The sequence below is a fragment of the Streptomyces sp. NPDC087440 genome (assembly GCF_044744005.1).
Taxonomy (GTDB): domain Bacteria; phylum Actinomycetota; class Actinomycetes; order Streptomycetales; family Streptomycetaceae; genus Streptomyces.
The window spans coordinates 58,592-75,378 of the sequence record NZ_JBIUXN010000031.1 but is presented as its reverse complement, the minus strand read 5'-3'; the positions used below and the strand labels follow the sequence as shown (position 1 = coordinate 75,378).

The window sequence follows — 16,787 nt, the reverse complement described above, 5'->3', positions numbered from 1 at the left end:
TTCACCGCCCTGCCCTCCGGGAGTCCGACGCACCCGAGGGACACGCCCTGCCCGACGCGCCCGTCTCCGGCCCCTATCCCCCCTCACCGGCATCGTCCTCCCGGGCACGCTGACCAACAAAGGCCGACCGCCCCTACAGGAAGCCCCGTTCCTGACGGGCCGGCACCCGGGGCGCACGAAGGGCCCGGCCCCGGAACACCTCCGCGACCGGGCCTCGTCGTCCGGCCGGTCAGGGTCCCTCCCGTGACCACCGGCTCAAGGACCTCAGCCGAGATGCGCCTTGACCTCTTCGTAGACCTTCGGGTCGGCGAGCAGTCCGCTGTGGTCCAGACAGCCTGTGGTGTGGTTGGCGGCCCCGGCCAGGGTGACGCTGTCCTGCGGGTTGATCACGTAGTCGCACGGAGAGGACCAGGTGGCGTACCGGACGGAACCCGGCGTCTCGTCGCCGGAGTTGAGAGCCGCCAGGAACGTGGAGCCGGGTCGCATCTCCACGCAGGAGGCGCCTCCGCACCAGTGCGCGGTCGCGGTCCCGTGGTTGGGGCCGGCGAGGGAGACCCAGGCGTCCACCTTCCCGGCGCCCTCGAGGTTCTTCAGGTAGTAACGGGAGGAGAGGCTTCCCATGGAGTGGGCGACGATGTCCACCTTGGTGGCGCCGGTGCGGTCCAGGACGCGCTGAACCTCCGTGGCGAGCTGTGCGGCGGTCACGGCGTTGGACTGGGTGGTGTCGTACGTCCAGGCGTCGAGGCGGTCGGCGGGCCGGCCGTCGGCCGCGAACCGCCCTGCCATGGTCTGCCAGGTCGAGCCGTCGGAGTTCCAGCCGTGGACAAAGACGACCGGATCCGGCTGTGCGGGCACGGCAGCGGAGGCGGGGGCGGGGAGGAGAGGGGCGAGCGCGAGGAGAAGCAGACAGGCGCCCCTCGAAAGGTTGCTGATCATCCAGGATGTGTAGCGCGCACACACGGAGAGTGACAGGCCCCGACCGGCTCATTCACCCGTACGCCGGAGGGAATTCATCAGGGAGCGTGCCGTCCGGCGGGCCTCGGGGGCTGCTCCGGTCACGGGACTTCCCGTGACCGGTGAGGCCGTATTCGGCGCGAATGGGGGTAGCCGGTGCGTGGACCGGCACCGGCCTCCCCCCGGGGGCGACCGACACATGGCGCCGGGCGACCGAAGCAGGGAGCACGACATGACGACCTCCGACCCGGCGGACCGGCTGCGCACCGCCGCCCGCGAGACGTTCGGCTGGGACGCGCTGCGTCCCGCGCAACTGACCGCGATGACCTCCGTGATGGAGGGCCGCGACACGCTCGTGGTGATGCCGACCGGAGCCGGCAAGTCGGCCGTCTACCAGGTCCCCGGCGTCCTGCAGCAAGGCCCCACCGTGGTGGTTTCCCCCCTCATCGCCCTGCAGCGCGACCAGGTGGAGGGGCTGCTCGGCCGAGGGGGCCCGGCCGCCGCCGCGGTCAACTCCTCCCAGCGCGCGGCCGAGAACCGCAACGCGTGGGACCGGGTGAGCACCGGAGGGATCGATTTCCTGTTCCTCGCCCCCGAACAGCTCGCGCGCGAGGAGACCCTGGAGCAACTGGCCGAGGCGCGGCCCGCCCTGCTCGTCGTGGACGAGGCGCAGTGCGTCTCCTCCTGGGGCCACGACTTCCGCCCCGAATACCTGCGCATACGTCACGCGCTCGACCGGCTGGGCCGGCCCCCGGTACTCGCCCTCACGGCGAACGCCGCCGCGCCCGTACGGGCGGACATCGTCGAGCAGCTGGGCATGAAGGACGTGCGCGAGATCGTCGCGGGCTTCGACCGGCCCAACATCTCTCTGGAGGCGACCACCTTCCAGGACGAGACCGTGAAGCGCCGCGCGGTGGTCGAGCGGGCGGCCGCAGAACCCAAGCCGGGCATCGTGTACGCCGCGACCCGCAAGGACGCCGACGCCTACGCCGCCGACCTCGCCGGACTCGGCCTCGACTGCGCCGCGTACCACGCGGGACTGTCCGGCGACGACCGGACGGCGGTCCACGACCGCTTCCGCGCGGGAGATCTCGACGTCGTCGTCGCCACGTCCGCGTTCGGCATGGGCATCGACAAGGCCGACATCCGCTTTGTGCTGCACGCGTCGGTCCCGGGCTCCTTGGACGCGTACTACCAGGAGATGGGCAGGGCCGGCCGGGACGGTGAGCCCGCCCGGGCGATCCTGGCCTACCGTCCGCAGGACCTGGGCCTCCAGCGTTTCCTGGCCTCGGGCCGGCCGGATCCCGACACGCTCGTCCAGGTCCTGCGCGCGCTGCGCCGTCGGCGCAGGCCCGTCGGCGCGGGCGAACTGCGCGAACTGACCGGGCTCTCGGCCAGTCGGCTCAGCGCGGTACTCAACCTCCTGGAGAGCTGCGGCGCCGTCAGCACGAGTACGGACGGCGCCTCGCAGGCGGTGCGGGGAGTGACCGAGCGGAAGATGGTCGACTCCGCCATGCGGCTGGGGGACTCGCAGCAGCAACTGGAGCAGTCCCGGGTCGAGATGATGCGCGGATACGCGGAGACCACCTCCTGCCGACGCCAGTTCCTGCTCGGCTACTTCGGGGACCGGCCCGAGGAGCCGTGCGGGAACTGCGACGTCTGCGCTGCCGCCGCACTGCACCGGGAGGGCGGCGAGGAGCGCGGCGTGCCCGTCCTCGCCGGCACGGGACCGGACCTCGGCGAGGAGCCGGACGAGCCCCGGACCCACCCGTTCCCGGCGGGCACACGCGTGCGGCACGGCACGTGGGGAGAGGGCGAGGCCATGAGCGAGGAGGCAGGGAAGCTGACCGTGCTCTTCGACTCCGTGGGCTACCGGACGCTCTCCCTGCCCACGGTGCTGGAGGGAGAACTGCTGGAGCCCATCGCGTGACATCCCGCGGACGAGGAGCTCCACCGGGCACCGTACAGCCCCCGCTGTGGGCCGAGACCTGACATGCCCATGAGTCCGAGGAACTGCAGTCCGGCGAACCCGCCCACCCTCAGGGCCTCCAGCACGATCCAGCCCGGGCCCTACTGATCACAGGGCACTCACTGCCCAACCGCGCTGTACCACGCAACTATGCAGCCATCGAACTGAGTTGGGTCAGCAGCACGCTGTGGTGCGGAGCAATGGAAGCCCTGATCAGCAGATGGTCGTCGTCAGCTGGACGACAGCCGCCACCCGTGCCCGCAGCAGGAGCTCTTCACCTCCGGCTCCAGCGAGCCGCAGGTGGCTCACGAGCGTCACCCCTCGGACGCCGCCGGAACTCGGTTCTGGCACAGAAAGTGGGGAGCCGTCGCGGAGCGTGACGGATCTGTTCGATCGCATTCCGCAGGGCTCGAATGAGGCTGCGTACGCCTTGCGGTGGGTTCGACCACGTGCTCAGTGAAGAAGGTGTCAGCAAAGACGACGTTCATCGGAGGACGAAGGCCGGCAGTTGCCGCTCCTCCACGTCGCAGGGCAAGGAGAGACCGAACCGGGCCTCAAGAAGCGTCAGCGTGTCACGTTCGGCGTCGCGGAAGGGCTCGTTGTCGGGGCGGGCGTTGGTGCCGTCCGGGAAGAGCACGCCGTTCTGCACCAGTTCGTTCAGGAGGAAGTCCGGCAGCCGGCCCCATCGCCAGGCCTCTTCACCGATACCGAAGGAACAGACCTCCACCCCGTCCCTGGCATAGGCGAACTGCTTCGGAGGATGGTCCGGCTGAGGGTCCAGATGGACGACCTCCACGCTGTCCCGCGCGATCTCCGCCAGTCGGTCCACCCCCGTGGGGAACCCGTACTTCAGAGCAAAAGACCATCCCCCGCTCACGCCGACACGGACCACATGCTCATCATCCGTGTCGAAGTCCGTGGCCAGGTCCCATGCCTCCATGCCCGTGATCGGCGACAGGACAGAATCCGGCACACCGCCCATGCGCAGGGCGAGTTCTTCCGGCGTGATGCCACGGGCGAAGAGAACGCTGTACGCCCAGTCATCGCGTCCTATCAGCCACTGAATACTGCCACCCACGATGCACACCGATCCCTTGAGCGCAGATCATGATCTCCCGCGCATGTCAGTGGTCACCCTAGACAGAGGCACTGACAACCAACCTGGATCTGGAAGAGCGTGGTCACGAGATTCGGCAAAGCCGGTCATACTCCTCCGACACAACTCATCAGTGGTCAAACTCGCTTGGGGTCGATCAAAGGCCAACGGGACGAGTCAGTGGCGGTGACGGTACTGCTCATGCAGGCCGACGTATCGTTCTGGGAATCGAGCGGGAGCCGGAACGGGGCCAAGTGCACCGAAGCCCTGCGTGCGGCGGCCAGCGATACGCCGAACGCACCGCACGCACCGCACGTCCTGCAATTCCCGGCGAAGCGCTCGGGCTACCTCCACCACCGGGTCGGCGGGATCGCGGCGGCCTTGGCTCACAGCGGACAACGGGTGCTGCCCCTTGAGGAAGCCGAGGACTGCTGGCACTGGACCATGCGGCCCGGCACCCGATTCTGCACGTGGTGCAGCGTGACCGCAGCGGGCAGCCGGTGCACAACTCGCGGAAGAACGCCTTGCGTTGCAGGTAGTGCCCGGCTGGGTTGCCGAGCGGACAGAGCAGCCGCCCCAGCAGGTCCTGGGCGGTGGCGGTGTCGATGGGACGGCACACGGAATTTTCGTACAAGACAGGACTCCCGAAGTCGGCGACGGTGGAGGCATGCGCAGACAAGAAGTGGGAGCCACCTCCACGGATCGCGATGCCGAGGGCGGATGGGAGGTCGCCCGCCCCCTCGGCGGCACATCCCTCGACGGCGTCCGGATGGCCGGGTTCCGTGACCGCATCACCGCCGGGCTGGATATGCGAGTGTTCCCCCAGCCTTCCGTGATCGTCATCATCGGGCTCGGAGGCGACCCGCTCACGGTGGAGAGTGCCACGGGGCACCGGTCCATGAGCAGCTTCGTGGCCGCGTTGTCGCACGGCCCGGCGCGCGTCCGTAGCGAGCGCTTCGAAGGCGTCGAAGTGTGCTTGTCGCCCCGGGCCGCCTATGGGCTGCTGGGCGTCTCTCCGTGCGAACTGGACGGCGCTGTCATCGGACTTGATGACCTGTGGGGGCGGCACGAAAGCCGTCTTCGGCAGCAGTTGACCGACACCACGGCGTGGCAGAAGCGTCTCGCGCTGACGGACGAGTTCCTCACGAAGCGGGCTGTGGAGGGACCGTCGATGTCGCCCGAGGTCGCCGCCACCTGGGACACCATCGTGGCCCGTCGAGGCCGGACAAGGGTCGGTGACCTCGCCGAGTCCTGCGGATGGAGCCGCAAGCGGCTGTGGTCCAGGTTCAGTGCCCAGGTCGGCCTCACGCCCAAGCGTGCCGCCATGCTGGTCCGTTTCGACCATGCCGTCCGAGCACTCTGCGCGGGCGAGAGTGCCGGCAACGTCGCCCTGGCGTGCGGATACGCCGACCAGTCCCATCTCCATCGCGACGTGCTGGCCCTCGCCGGGTGTACGCCGGGCGCTCTGGCCGGCCGGGCGACGTCGGCCGACTGACCCTTGCCCACACCGAAGCGATCGACCACGCACACGAGAGCCCGCGCCGGTTCATGCACGTACCACCACACGAAGACACGTACCACCACACGAAGACACCTACCACCACGCGAAGATGGGAAGGCACCTGTGACGAACACCGATGTCCGAGTAGCAGCAGGCACGGCCGACCGCGATCTGATCGTCCGGCTCGCGTTCGGGAGCATGGCCGCGCAAACCCTGCGCGCGGCGGTCCGGTTGAGGGTGGTGGAGCTGGTGGGTGGTACGTCCCGACGGGCCGCCGATGTGGCTGTCGACGCCGGAGCCGAACCCCAGCCCATGACGCGGCTACTGCGCGCCCTGACCGGTCTCGGCCTGATGCGAGAAGACACCCCCGATTCCTTCTCGGTGACCCCGGCGGGCGCCCTCCTGGACCCCGGCCGCCCCGACTCGCTCACGTCGTTCGTGGGGATGTTCACCGAGCCGGTGGTATTACGCGCCTGGGAACATCTGGACGACAGTGTCCGTACCGGCGAGGTCGCGTTCGACACCGTCTTCGGCACGGACTTCTTCCACCACCTCGCCCAACACCCGGAATTGTCGGCCGAGTTCAACGTCGCGATGAGCCAAGCGGTCTCGGAGGCCGCTGCCGCGCTGCCGTACGCCTTCGACTTCGGCCGGTTCACCAGGGTCACGGACGTCGGCGGGGGCGGGGGAACCCTTCTGGCCGGTGTGCTCGCTGCGCATCCGGGCCTCACCGGGGTGGTCTTCGACACGGTGGAGGGGCTGGCCGGGACGCCGAGGACGATGGAGCGGCACGGACTGGAGGAACGCTGCTCGCTGATCGCCGGGGACTTCTTCCGTTCGGTTCCCGGGGGCTCGGACCTCTATCTGATGAAGAGCGTCCTGCACGACTGGACGGACGACCAGGCGGTCACGATCCTGAGCCACTGCCGCGAGGTGCTGCCACCCGGCGGCCTCGTCCTGATCGTGGAACCCGTGCTTCCCGAAATCGTCGACACCGACACCGACACCGACGCGGAAGCCGACGCCACCGACGGCGGAGTCACCTACCTGAGCGACCTCAACATGCTGGTGAACGTGGGCGGCAGGGAACGCACCCGAAGGGAGTTCGAGGAAGTCTGCCGCCGTGCGGGCCTGTCCCTCAGCTCGGTCACTCCGCTCACGGAAGCCGCACCGTACTCCCTCATCGAGGCCGTGGCCGGCGAGACCGGCTGACGGCAGGCCATGTGCCGTGGGGTTACTTGGAGATGGGCAAGGTGAGCTCGCCGGGGGGCCTCCAGCCCGGCTCGGCCCCGGTGCAGCGTGGCTCGGTCCCCCTGATGACCCAGGAGTTCCGGGCCGCCCTCGCCCACACCGGCACCTGAGCGGATTCCCCGACCCAAGGATCCCGAGTGCGGTGTCGGGGCGGCACGCAGTACATGGCTGCTCGGCTGCGGTGAGCGCCACCGGTGTCCGGGCGAGAGTGAGGACGGCCTACGTCTCCAGGACCTTCAGCCGTTCGACGTCCGACGTCCGACGTCCGACGTCCGCCGTCCGACGGCAGATCGTCCCCGCCCGGTACCTGCTGCCGCAGTCCTGCCACGCCGCCTCTGCGAGATCGGCCGCGAGGGCGGGGGCCGCAGCAGGCAGGTGCTGGGAGCGGGCGTCGGCGAGGTTGCCCGCGTAGACGGACCTCCCGTGCGGGTGGGTGTTCACGTCGACGGACAGCTCCATGATCCGGACCCGGAGCGCGGCGACCTCTTTGATCTGCTTGTCGGTCCAGCCGGGGAGGCGGGGAGGACATGGTGGTGCAGTTCCCCGGTTTCGCGGCCAATGATGCGGTGCTGGCTGGTGTGTCCGTCCGCCGGTTTCACGGACCAGGGGAGTACGTCGTACAGGTCGGCGAGTGCTGCGTGCGCCTGGTGGAGCTGCCGCCGTGCAGTGAACACATGTGACTGGTCGCCGTAGTTGTCACCAGCCCCGTTTGGTCGCGCTGATGGTCACCGGCCAAGGCAGAGAACTGGCTGCTCAGAGCGAATGCGCTCGCTCGGGTGTGACTGAGCTCTTCGTCTGGCGGGCCCCGCCAGACGAAGAGCTCATGGAGGGCATGCCAGGTACAAGCCGGCTTCCGGGAAGCTCCCAACTCTGCGGCAGCACACGGCATTTGGATACCGGCAGCGAACATCTCTGCGGCCTGCATCCGCACCCGTTCCCACCGATCTCGCTGCTTCGGCATCACGACAGCGGTCGTGCAATGCGGTCTTGCCGCAGTCGTGATCATCCACTCAGAATGGTGCCGGCCGGAGATGATCACTCCGGCCCAACGTGTTTATCAGGAGGGCCATTTCGCTATGAAGACCTTGTACGCCAACGCCGACGGCGGCGGCCGGACCCCGATGCCGCACCTCGGCTACGACCCGGGGAAGCACGATCTGATCGTCGCCGCGGTGCACTCGAAGCTGAACATGTTCACCCGCGACGAGGGCGACTCGTTAAAGATCTGGGGCTGGGACGCGAAAGCCCTTGGCGACGAGGAGCGTTTCCGAATAGAGCAGTTGATCAAGGTGTTCCTCTACCAGGAGGGCCGGATCCTCAGCGCGCTCCGGCGGCTGGACGGGGAAACCGAGGCGATCATCAACGCCGACCAGGAGGCCGCCGCCGCCAAGCCGGCCCCCGCCAAGGGCGGCTCGTCCGAGGACGAGGATGAGGACGACGCCGGCGGATGGTCCCGCCTGCCCCCCGGCCGTATCGGCGACTTCCTCCACACGTTGAACGTCCGCGCCGCCCGCCCTGTCCTCGACGCCTGGCTGTCCGCACAAGCCGCCCTCATCGAGAAGCAGCTCGGCCGCTCCCTGACCGACGAGGAACAGGCGGAGATCGCCGAGAGCGCGGCGCAGTCGTGGGAGCGCACCAGGGAGTCCCCGCCCTCGGTGGACGAGGCGCTCACCTGGTACGTCGTCGCGAAGATGATCGAGGCGGGCAAGGAGCTCGCCCTCGACGACGACGGCTTCGGCGAGGGCTCCCTGCCGGTGAACCTCCCCTCCCGGCGGGACGAACGCAGCCGTACCCCCTTGAGCCTGATCGACTTCACCGACCCCGACGTCGCCCGGAACATCGGCACGGTCCGCTCCCTGTCCCAGGCCGGCATCACCTTCTCCGGCGAACACTGGCGCCTGGAGGACAAGGCATACGGCCCCGACGTCGTACCGGACGCCGAGGTCCGCGACCTGGTCGATCTCGTCCTCGCCGTGCAGGCCGAGTTCCAGCTCCAGGCGCTGCTGCTGGACCGCGAGTTCACGCGGGTCATCGACACCCGCGGCCAGGAGTTCGAGTACCTGAAGGCGGTGGCCGCCGCCGAGGCCGCGAAGGAGAAGGAGGGCGGCTTCTGGGGGATCCTCGGCGACGTCCTGGGCATCATCTCGGCCGTGTCGGGTGTGCTCGCGCTGATTCCGGTGCTCACCCCGATCATGGGGCCGATCGCGATGATCTCCTCCGTCGCCGCACTCGGTGCGCACACCGTGGACGCGGCCCTCAAGGGCGACTGGGACGTGACGACCTTCGCCGAACTCGGTGCGGACGCCCTCGGTGCGCTGCCCTTCGTCGGCGCGGTCGCCAAGGGCGTACGCGCCGGAACGACGGCGATGAAGACGGTGGGCAAGGCCGGCGCCGCGATGCGGGCCGGAAGCAAGGCGTTCATGGCCGCGGCAGGCGGAGTCGCCGCCTCCCACGCCTCCGCTCCGTTCAAGTACCTGGGTTCCCAGGGTGCCAAGCTGGTGGGCACCACGACGAAGTCCGGCAGGGTCGCGGGCAAGGTGATCCAGGGCGCGGTGGAGCTGACCACGCAGGTGCCGACGGTGATCGAGTTGGCCGCGGGCGCCGACATGGACACCTCGAAGAAGGTCGGGACGGCGGGTGAAATCCTCACCGGCAGCGCCAACGCCGGCGGTGCCCGCGTCGGGGAATGGATCGAGGTGGGCCTCCGGGCCCGGAGGGGCGGAACCACCTCCCTGGCCCGCTTCGCGCGCGCCTGGGCCTGATCTCCGCCCACCTCCCCGCCCCAACCGCCGCCGCTTTCAAGGGAGTTCCGCCGTCATGCCCGAAGCCACCATCGACCTGCCGCTCAGCTTCCAGGTGCCCGAGGTGTTCCGCGACATCAACCTGGGCATCTCCGCCGAGGAGAACACCAACAAGCTCATCGACGACCTGAAGACCCTCACCCCCAGGCCGTCCGACGAGGACATAGCCCGCGCCGCCGTCTCCCAGCAGTCCATGTACGAGATGCTGAGCGCGGCCGGAGCCGTCTACGCCGGCATCCTGCTGACCGGACCTTCCCAGGACGCGCCCGAGCAGACGCTCAGCTCGCTGCTGCTGACGGTCACCGCGCGCCCGAGCGAGCTGTCCAACGACCGCACCGTCCACCGCCTGGCCCGCACCATGGGCGCCATCTACCCGGAGGCGGAGGTCGGCGTGGTCAATCTCCACACCGGCCCGGCCGTCGTCCTCACCGAGGAGACCAAGGTGGAGCGCCCGGTGAACCTGCTCGCGGACGACACCAGCCCGACGTTCGTCCGCCAGATGCACATCTTCGTTCCCGTTCCCGGACGCACCGCCATGGCCGACTTCTCCATCGCCACCGAGAACATCGCGGCATGGGACGACTACGTGGACATCATCGGCGGCGTCTGCAAGACGATCACCTTCACGAACTGACGCCCCGGCTGTCGCCGACCCGGTCGCACTCGGCGAGCGGGCCGGCGACAGCGGAGACGCATGCGTGGGTGGCGCCCGCCCCCCCCCGAGATTCCGAACCCTGGCCGCGGGGGTGCGCGATCCGGCCAGGACGAGCGCATCGTCTACAGAAGGGGCATCTCCATGACACCCGGGTCTCACCGACCGCCCCGGTCTCGCCGGACTCCGCGAACGTCTCGATCCGCCGCTCGCACGGCGCTGCTCAAGGCGGGCGTCGCAGGTGTGGGCGCGGGCTTCTTCGTCATTGCCGTCGCCCTTGATGCGACGTGGGCGTACGCCGTCGGCGCCCTGGTCGTTGGGGCTTCGGTCCTCGTCGGTCGCCGGAACGGGCAGGGCTCACGCCGGGCAGGCAACAGCCCGCGGGGGAAAGGTGGCGGCTGAAGTTTCCCCGTGGTGGAACAACGGAGCCAGCTCGCACGCGGACTCGCGTAGCAACTTCATGAACATTGGCATGAACGGCTCGTACACGCTGGGAGGCATCAAGAAGGCGAACTTCTGGGTCCGGATCGACGCCTGGCCGGGTGGCGGGGTCAGCCTGCGGAACGGTCGTTGATCGGTGATCCTGCCGGAAGCCGTCGTTCTCGGCAGCGATGGGCAAGGGGCGTTTCTAGGCGGCCTTGGTGAAGTTCACTGCGGCTTGGGGCCGCCTGACGGGAACTCGCCGCGCTGCGTTCCCCGCTGGCTGGACGGAGGAGAACTGGCCCGGGATTTCAAGCCGGTAGGCCGAGCCCGGAATCGTTCTCGAAGCAAGTGGGTACGGCGTGCGTGCGCTGTGACCGGGGCGGGTGCCCTCCGACGTACGGGCGGCGTTCGGGTGAAGTAGGACGGCTCATGCCCCGGTCACGGGCGTGGCGCGGCCGCAGGCGGCAGACTGCGGCCGTCCCGCGTTCCCCTTCTGTTGAGACGAGCCCCGTCATGCGACGAACCCTCCTTTTCGGCCTGACCACCGCCTTGCTCGGCGTGGTCGGCGCATCCGCGAGCTACGCGGCCCCCGCTCTGCCGCTCAGCGCGCCCACGGGCGCATCGGCCGAACGGCACTGTGGTGGCACCACCAAGTTCCCGGGCATCGAGGGGGCCAAGGCCAACGTCAACTCCTGTGTCCGGACCAACGGTCAGTTCATGACGGTCTCCGCCCCCGCTGACTGCTTCTTGCCCGTCATCGGCGGCTACACCAAGCAGAAAATCTGTTCCACTTACGGTTCGTGGAAGATGTACCGGAACGGCAACGAGGTGGCGACCGGAGAGATCGACACCCCGGTGCCGTACGTCGGACCCGGCACCTACAAAGTGATCAGCTCGGTCACTGCCGTGGGCAGTGGCGACCACATCGGCAACAGCACACAGGCCGGTACGACCGAGAAGACCTTCACCCTCACCACCGCCCGCGTCCGGATGCCGTTCAGCGTCGCCCTCACCCCCGGCCACCTGACACCCGGACAGGACACCGACCTCACCGTCACCGTGACCCGAGCCCAGGGCAGCACCATCGACAGGGCCCAGTTGCAACTCTTCACCGGCGCCGCTCGCACGAAGGACCCTCGCTGCAAGCGATTCAACGTCTACGGCGGGACCTACGTCACGGCCTGCGACGTGAGGATCGGCCCGGGCGAGTCCACCGGGTTCAAGTTCACCGTGGAGCGAAGTCTGCAGGGATGCGAGCCGTTCGAGTGGCGTCTGAAGTGGGGCAGCACGGAGCTGCGCAGCACCGTCCCCTGCCCGAAGTCCGCGAGCTGAACTCCCGACGAGCGCCTGCCCAACACAACCAACTTCACCCGGGCCGCTAGTAGGACTCCGTTAGGTCTTCTCGTTCGTGCTGTTCGTGCTGTTCGGGAGCATGTTGGATGGGTGGACATGCGGTGAGTGGATGATCTGCGATGTGAGTTGGCGGAGTTCGTGGCTGACGTCTTCTCCTCGGTGCCCCGTCGGGATCAGCGGGGCAAAGGTGACTGCTATCTGCGTGGGCTGATGCTGGACGGGCGCCGGAAGTCGATCCAGGCCATGGCGGGGGGCTGGCGGACGGCAACGAGCAGAACTTGCAGCAGTTCGTGAACCAGTCGCCGTGGGACCCGTTGCCGGTGCAGCACCGGCTCGCCGTACGCATGTCGGAACTGATTGGGCCCGCTGCCTGAGCGATCGACGACGTGTCGTTCCCCAAGGACGGCCGGATGTCGGTCGCAGTCGCGCCGCAGTACTGTGGCGCGCTGGGCAAGCGGGCCAACTGCCAGGTGGCGGTCAGCGTCCACACCGTCACCGATGCTGCTTCCTGCCTGTTGCAGTGGCGGCTGTTCCTGGCTGCGGTATGGGCACACGATGACAGGCGAAGGGCAAAAACACAGGTGCCGGCAGGAGTCGGCCACCGGGAGAAGTGGCTGCTGGCCCTGGACATCCTCGACGAACTCGCCGGGTGGGGCCTCTGGGCCCGCAGGTCGTCGTCGCCGATGCCGCCTACGGCACCAACGCCCGCTTCCGCTCCGCACTCACCGCACGGGGCCTGCACTATGTGCTGGCGATCCGCTCCGACGTGACAGCCCACGCCTTCGACACCCTGCCCCTGACACCACCCCGCAAGGGAACAATCGGGTGCTGGCCGCAGCCCCGCTACCGGCAACCCGCGCTCTCCGCGGCCACACTCGCCACAGGGCAGGGACGCCCAGCATTTGCCGAGGTGACCTGGCGGCAGGGCTCCCGCGGCCCGTTGCGCTCGAAGTTCGCGGCCTTGCGAGTCCGCCCGGCCGGCAAGGCCGTCGAGCGCCCCATCCAGGCGCGGGCCTCCTCCGAACAGGGCTGGTGGGAAGGCGTACTGCCGGATCTGTGGCTGCTGGCCGAGTGGCCCGACGGAGCAGAAGCACCCACCGAGTACTGGCTCTCCAACCTCCCCGCCGACAATCCCGTCACGGACCTGGTGCGCTGGGCGAAACGACGCTGGCGCATCGAGAACGACTACCGCGAGCTCAAGCACGGCCTGGGCCTGGACCACTTCGAGGGACGCTCCTGGCCCGGATGGCACCACCACGTCACCCTCGTCACTGCAGCCCACGCCTTCCTCACCGAACAACGGCTCCGCCCAAAAGCAGCCGGGCCGGACTCACTCTCTCTACCAAATCCTTGACACCATCCAGGACTTACTGAGGTGCTGGACCGGCATCTGCACCACCTACCACGCGCATTGCCGTTGTCCCCGGGCAGGAGCCTCGTCTACGAGTACTCGACGAGCAGACCCGGCCGGTACTCATCGCGGTAACGGTCGAGCTGAAGCTGAAGCTCTCGGCCACCCTCCGGAACCTGGTCCAGCAGCTCGGACCAGCCGGTGAAGCGCAGATGGTCGGGAACTCTGACCAGACCGGTGATGGCATCCCAGAACGCGCTCCAGTTCCTGCCGCAGAAGTTCGGGAAACCGAGCTCCTGCTTCAGCAGGTCATGCAACTCCCTCTCCGTGGAGACGGAGGAAACATCGATCGTCACCATGATCCGACATCGTACGGAGGCCATCCATCGAGCCAAGATCCGCAAACCTAACGGAGTCCTACTCGTACACGTCGTACTTGGGAATGGTCGAGCTGCGACCGTGGGCCCGTTACCGTGCACCTCGACCACCACAGGCGTGACCCTTGTACGACCGGGCACATACGCTGTCGCCACGGAACACGGAGCCAAAGGATGGAGGCGGCATGTCGTTGACGTGGCTGGATACGGAGGGCGGCCCCTTCATTGTGGTTCCGCGCACTGCACTGCCGCACTGGTCGGGACCGGAGGACGACTACGACCGGGCCTGCGAGGTGATGGATTTCGTCGGGGTCCTCGAACTGCCTGACGGAGCTGAGGCACTCGTCCTCGGGGACGAACCCCTCTCCACCTCCTACCTTCCCGAGCATCGCGTGCTCGTCCGCTGGCATTACGCGGAGAGCGAGGAAGGTGTCGTCGACATCATCCGGACTGGTCTTTCCACCGCCGAGTGGAAGGAAGGCCCCGTACTCAGCACCACTGGCGAGCTTGTCATGTTCGACGCCGCCTACTTTGGCACCGAGGTCGGGACTCTTACAGGCAGCACCTCCCTCGACCTGGCCGCCGGCCGCTACCGAGTGGATTCGGCAAGCATCGAACCGAACAGCCTGACGTCTTTTCGCGTCCATCGTTTTGTCGAGCTGGACTGATACGACGTTCGTAAAGATCCTGGGGAGTTGCTGCCGAGCGTCACTGAAGCAGGATCATTTTGCGTAGGAGTTCGAATCCGGCTCGACCGTAGAGCTGTCTCTTGATCTTTTTGATGCGGGTCACGGCGCCCTCGATGCTGCCCGGTTCACCGGCCGCCAGTGCGTGCCCCTGGAGACTGCGGTAGGGGAGGGATTCCCAGAGCGCTTCGGCCAGTTCGGGGTTGCGGTCGCGAGTTCGGCGGTGACGTGATGCCCAGGCCGGGCCAGGCGATCTCGATGTTCCGTGGAGCCGAGGTCTCGGACGAGGTCTTCTCCCGTTACGTGCTGACGCAGGTGCAGGTGCACACGTGGGTGCGCATGCGTGCGTACGTGTGCCGAAGTGCTGTGTGGGGACGTGTCGCGTGAGGAAGGCGTGGCCGGCGACGCCGAAGCGAGAGTGAGGGCCGGGAATGCCTGCGGGCCGCCCCGGGGTCGGCGGCTGTGGAGCGGTCCTTCGTAGGCTCGTACAGTCTCCGCGGCGCTCAGCTGAGTGACCGTCAGTAATCAGGTGCGAAGCGCCCCGTGCTCCTGTCCCGGCGAGCCTGCGAAGTGATCGCGCACGGCGTCGGTCTGCTTCTCCTGCCCCAGCCGGAGGTCCCACTGGGCGTCCGCGTCCTCGTGAAGGCGCGCGACCGATTCGCCCTGCGGGCCGAGCAGGGTGTCCTGCCGCTCGACCACGGTGACGGCGGTGCCAGCGGAGTGGAACACGTGGGCCGGCTCGGCGGTGAGAGGTGTTCGGTCCCCCGTTCCGTGACCACCGTCAGCTCCCGCTCGCCCGTGAAGCACGCCCGTCCCCGCAGGACGGTGACCCAGTCGCTGTCGCGGCGTCCTTGACCTCCGGCGCGGGTGTCGGCGTCGAGCCGCCCGAAGAGCCGTTCCCGCGCCTGCGGCCAGTCGATGACCCCGAGGCGGGCCGCAACGTCGTGGCGGTCGCTCTCCCGTACGGCGTCGGCCACCTCGGCGGTGACGGCGAGCATCTTGCTCGGGATGCGGCCCACGGGCTTTGCCGGTGCCCGCGCCGAGACCGACAAGATCGTAGTGCGTGATGAACCACGGGTGGCCCGCGCGGCCGTTCTCACTCCCTCCTTCCTCCACCCGGGCGCACGGCGAACGGGGGCCGGGCACGACCCCCTGCCTCCGCCGGGTCCGGGCCGCCCGTGGCAGGGCGTGCGGGTCTCATGCCGCCCGCCCCCACTGGTGGGTGCCCGGTCGGCCCGCGCGGCGACCGTTCACGGACGGTGTGGCCGCGTGCGCGGGAGTGGCGAACCGCGCGCGGCCCCCGTGCTTGCCCTCGTACATCGCCGCGTCGGCGGCCCTCTGCAGGGCTGACAGGTCACGGGTGCCCATGGTGTCCGCGGTCGCTGCGCCCACGGAGGCCGAGACGTCGACCGTACGGCCGTCGTCCAGACGTACCGGCATGCACAGCATGCGCACCAACTGCTCCAGGCGCTGATGCCGACGGGCGGCGGCCAGCGGAAGGACGACGGCGAACTCGTCGCCCCCGAGCCTGCCCGCCGAGGCGTGCGGGCCCGCCCACGCGGTGATCCGGGCCCCGAAGGCGGCGAGCACGGTGTCCCCGCCGTTGTGTCCGAAACGGTCGTTGACGGCCTTGAAGTGGTCGGCGTCGATCAGGACCACTGCGGTGTCGTCGCCGTGACGGCGCAGGATCCGGTGGGCGCGGGCGGTGTAGGCGTCACGGCGCAGCAGTCCCGTGAGCGGGTCGCGCTGACAGGAGACGAGCCGCCTGTGCAGTACGACGGCGTGCACGGTCCAGCCGGTCAACGGCACGGCCGCGGTGGTCAGCAGGAGGGCGCGCTGCCCAAGGGGGCTCAGCGGGCGCAGAGTTGAGGCCATGGTGGTCCTCCGTAGTGGTGTTCGTACGGGATGGCTGCCCGCATCGGCCGACGGTTCTCGGCCGGGTACGGCCTTCCGGGCGAACGCGGAGTTCCTGGCTCTCGTGCCCCGTGTCCCTTGTGGTCAAGAGCGCTGGGGAGCCGCGTGCCGTCCTGCCGTACTTCGGCGTGTATGCGGCCCGGCTCCCGAGGGAGACAGGCCACCGCAGGCGTTCACCAGGTCGTACAGGAGGCGGCCGTAGCAGTCCAGTTCGGCGGGCCGGACGGTCCGGGGCCGGCGGGGCCGTGCCGCGGAGGAGCGACCGTCGTTCCGGCGGGAGCGGGAGTCGGGGGTCACCCGCCAGGAATGCATCACGTGCGGGCCTGCGTCAGCGCCCTCACCCCCTCACGGGTCGCGGTACCGCTCTGCCGGACCCCTCCAGCGGAGCACCCAGGGCACCCACGCTTCAAGGAGAGTCCCGGAGCGGGATCGACGCAGGTCACCTCTCCTCGGCGGGCC

14 protein-coding genes and 1 pseudogene are annotated in these 16,787 nt (G+C 68.9%); 9 read left to right on the top strand and 6 right to left on the bottom strand.

All coding sequences use genetic code 11. From position 1 onward, the window contains the following. Positions 1-264 precede the first annotated feature (264 nt). Entirely contained in the window at positions 265-936 is a 672-nt protein-coding gene (locus tag ACIO3O_RS39275) for an esterase/lipase family protein (protein WP_401754605.1), read from the bottom strand. Positions 937-1,186: 250 nt separating this feature from the next. Here ACIO3O_RS39275 and ACIO3O_RS39270 point away from each other — a divergent pair, with 250 nt between their 5' ends. After that, positions 1,187-2,884, top strand: a complete 1,698-nt coding sequence (locus ACIO3O_RS39270) for a RecQ family ATP-dependent DNA helicase (RefSeq protein WP_401754602.1) — start codon at positions 1,187-1,189, stop codon at positions 2,882-2,884. 523 nt (positions 2,885-3,407) lie between these two features. Here the strand turns inward: ACIO3O_RS39270 and ACIO3O_RS39265 are convergent. Beyond that, positions 3,408-4,001, bottom strand: coding sequence for a DUF6461 domain-containing protein (locus ACIO3O_RS39265; RefSeq protein WP_401754599.1), 594 nt, complete (start codon positions 3,999-4,001; stop codon positions 3,408-3,410). Between the two features lie 685 nt (positions 4,002-4,686). On the opposite strand from ACIO3O_RS39265, the gene ACIO3O_RS39260 reads away from it, so the two are divergent. Together ACIO3O_RS39260 and ACIO3O_RS39255 are read left to right on the top strand one after the other, a co-directional pair. Beyond that, the gene (locus ACIO3O_RS39260) at positions 4,687-5,514 is read left to right on the top strand and encodes a helix-turn-helix domain-containing protein (RefSeq protein WP_401754596.1); all 828 of its coding nucleotides are present in this window, start codon (positions 4,687-4,689) and stop codon (positions 5,512-5,514) included. A gap of 129 nt (positions 5,515-5,643) precedes the next feature. Next, on the top strand, positions 5,644-6,732 hold the full coding sequence (locus ACIO3O_RS39255; RefSeq protein WP_401754594.1) for a methyltransferase: 1,089 nt from the start codon (positions 5,644-5,646) through the stop codon (positions 6,730-6,732). Positions 6,733-6,990: 258 nt separating this feature from the next. Here the strand turns inward: ACIO3O_RS39255 and ACIO3O_RS39250 are convergent, their stop codons facing one another. Then, positions 6,991-7,230, bottom strand: coding sequence for a hypothetical protein (locus tag ACIO3O_RS39250; protein WP_401754592.1), 240 nt, complete (start codon positions 7,228-7,230; stop codon positions 6,991-6,993). 68 nt (positions 7,231-7,298) lie between these two features. Here ACIO3O_RS39250 and ACIO3O_RS39245 point away from each other — a divergent pair, with 68 nt between their 5' ends. From ACIO3O_RS39245 to ACIO3O_RS39225, 5 genes and pseudogenes are all read left to right on the top strand, one after another. After that, a complete protein-coding gene (locus ACIO3O_RS39245) occupies positions 7,299-7,451 on the top strand; it encodes a hypothetical protein (protein ID WP_401754589.1) in 153 nt (50 codons plus the stop codon). Between the two features lie 396 nt (positions 7,452-7,847). Further along, positions 7,848-9,533 carry a hypothetical protein gene (locus ACIO3O_RS39240; protein WP_401754587.1) on the top strand — a complete coding sequence of 562 codons (1,686 nt, stop codon included), beginning with the start codon at positions 7,848-7,850 and terminating at the stop codon, positions 9,531-9,533. 55 nt (positions 9,534-9,588) lie between these two features. Then, entirely contained in the window at positions 9,589-10,206 is a 618-nt protein-coding gene (locus tag ACIO3O_RS39235) for a hypothetical protein (RefSeq protein WP_401754585.1), read from the top strand. Positions 10,207-11,160: 954 nt separating this feature from the next. Further along, positions 11,161-11,979 (top strand): hypothetical protein, encoded by an 819-nt coding sequence (locus ACIO3O_RS39230; protein ID WP_401754583.1) that lies wholly within the window; start codon positions 11,161-11,163, stop codon positions 11,977-11,979. A 126-nt stretch (positions 11,980-12,105) separates the two neighbouring features. After that, a pseudogene (locus ACIO3O_RS39225) lies at positions 12,106-13,374 on the top strand (IS701 family transposase). 66 nt (positions 13,375-13,440) lie between these two features. Here ACIO3O_RS39225 and ACIO3O_RS39220 read toward each other — a convergent pair. Beyond that, positions 13,441-13,710: a barstar family protein gene (locus ACIO3O_RS39220; RefSeq protein WP_401754580.1), complete on the bottom strand. Its 270-nt coding sequence runs from the start codon at positions 13,708-13,710 to the stop codon at positions 13,441-13,443. Between the two features lie 203 nt (positions 13,711-13,913). On the opposite strand from ACIO3O_RS39220, the gene ACIO3O_RS39215 reads away from it, so the two are divergent. Next, positions 13,914-14,396, top strand: coding sequence for an Imm21 family immunity protein (locus ACIO3O_RS39215; protein ID WP_401754578.1), 483 nt, complete (start codon positions 13,914-13,916; stop codon positions 14,394-14,396). Between the two features lie 543 nt (positions 14,397-14,939). On the opposite strand, the gene ACIO3O_RS39210 is transcribed toward ACIO3O_RS39215, so the two are convergent. Then, positions 14,940-15,143, bottom strand: a complete 204-nt coding sequence (locus ACIO3O_RS39210; protein WP_401754689.1) for a hypothetical protein — start codon at positions 15,141-15,143, stop codon at positions 14,940-14,942. A 468-nt stretch (positions 15,144-15,611) separates the two neighbouring features. Continuing rightward, positions 15,612-16,289, bottom strand: a complete 678-nt coding sequence (locus tag ACIO3O_RS39205) for a GGDEF domain-containing protein (protein ID WP_401754576.1) — start codon at positions 16,287-16,289, stop codon at positions 15,612-15,614. Positions 16,290-16,787: the final 498 nt, after the last annotated feature.